The sequence below is a fragment of the Cellulomonas septica genome (genome assembly GCF_012396155.1).
GTDB classification, from domain to species: Bacteria; Actinomycetota; Actinomycetes; order Actinomycetales; family Cellulomonadaceae; genus Cellulomonas; species Cellulomonas septica.
Genome location: NZ_JAAXOY010000809.1, coordinates 1 through 1,390, shown reverse-complemented (window position 1 = coordinate 1,390; position 1,390 = coordinate 1). Strand labels below are relative to the sequence as shown.

The 1,390-nt window shown below is 74.6% G+C and carries 3 protein-coding genes; 2 read left to right on the top strand and 1 reads right to left on the bottom strand.

What is annotated here, in order from left to right; translation table 11 throughout:
- A partial coding sequence (locus HGA02_RS19375; protein WP_168681033.1) for a universal stress protein occupies nucleotides 1-486 on the top strand: 486 nt, incomplete at its 5' end.
- A 19-nt stretch (nucleotides 487-505) separates the two neighbouring features.
- Here the strand turns inward: HGA02_RS19375 and HGA02_RS19370 are convergent.
- Entirely contained in the window at nucleotides 506-994 is a 489-nt protein-coding gene (locus HGA02_RS19370) for an Lrp/AsnC family transcriptional regulator (protein WP_124341379.1), read from the bottom strand.
- A gap of 206 nt (nucleotides 995-1,200) precedes the next feature.
- Here HGA02_RS19370 and HGA02_RS19365 point away from each other — a divergent pair.
- Nucleotides 1,201-1,390, top strand: a 190-nt coding sequence (locus HGA02_RS19365; RefSeq protein ID WP_168681031.1) for a hypothetical protein, incomplete at its 3' end; no start/stop codon positions are given.

Genomic DNA, 1,390 nt, shown 5'->3' with positions numbered 1-1,390 from the left:
GCCGACGACGCCGCCCTGCCCGCGGTCAAGCCCGTGCGGCGCATCGTCGTCGGCGTCGACGGCTCGCCGCAGGCCGAGCGGGCCCTCACCTACGCGATCACGGAGGCCGCGGCGTGGGGTGCCGAGGTGCACGCCGTCGCGGGCGTCCCGGCGAGCTCCCTGAGCGGGGTGCTCGCGTGGCTGCCCGACACGGTCGACCACGACCAGGTGCTGCGCGACGTCGCCGAGGGGCTCAACGTGGTCGTCGACCGCGCGCTCCTCGAGCACCCCGACGTCGTCGTCAAGCGGCACGCGCTCGACGGTGGCGGGGCGGAGCTGCTGACCGAGTTCTCGGTCGCGACCGACCTCATCGTCGTCGGCTCGCGCGGCCGGGGCGGGTTCGCCGGGCTGCTGCTGGGCTCGACGAGCCAGGCCGTGCTGCACCACTCGGACTGCCCGGTGATGGTCGTGACCAACCGCTGCCAGAAGGACGAGCCGACCGCCTGACGAGCCCTTCGGGCCGGGGTCAGTCGTCCGCGGCGGGGTCGGCCGGGACGTCGGGCCGCCGCACGAGCGCCGACAGGACGACGGTCGACCGGGTGCGGGACACGAACGGCTCGGCCGCGAGGCGCTCGACGACCCGCTCGAGATGACGCATGTCGCGCGCGCGGACCTGCACGACGAGGTCCACGTCGCCCGTGACCGTGCTGGCCGCGACGACCTCGGGGTACTGCTCGACCGCGTCGCGCATGGTCGCGGGGCTGGTCGACCCCTGGCAGAACAGCTCGACGAACGCCTCGGTGTGCCAGCCCATGGCTGCGGGGTCGAGGCGCACGGTGAAGCCGCGGATCACGCCCGCGGCCCGGAGCCGGTCGACGCGGCGCTTGACCGCGGGCGCGGACAACGACACCTGCTGCCCCACCTGCGCGAACGTCGCGCGCGCGTCCTGCGCGAGCACCCGCAGGATCGCGGCGTCGAGGGCGTCGGTGCCGGAGTCGTCTCGCACGAGACCCATCTTCGCGGACGCACGCGCGGTCACGGTCGTCCTGGGCACGTGTCCGCGTTCGGGTGGCGACAACCGGGCGCACCCGACACCCTGGCGGAGATCGAACGAAAGGGAACGGATCGCTCAAGGACGACCACGCGAGTGCCGAAGGGAAGTCGAGCCCCGCCGCCGGTCACGTGCGGACGGGGTCGTCATTCGGGGGGAGACGAATGGACGTGGACTCGAAGGACAGCGGGACGCAGACCGTCACGCCGGTGGAGGGTGCCCGCACGCTCGCGCCGGCCGGGACGATCCCGACGCAGCGCAGCCGCGCGGGCGGTGGCCCGCACGGTGGGCGCAGCCGTCGCACCTGGTTCGTCGTCGCGGGCGGTCTCGCGCTCGTGCTCGCCGGTGCGACCACGGGCG

Bases quoted from the DNA above. Each gene is read 5' to 3' on its own strand.
- HGA02_RS19370 (WP_124341379.1), bottom strand. From the start codon at position 994: ATGGGTCTCGTGCGAGACGACTCCGGCACCGACGCCCTCGACGCCGCG.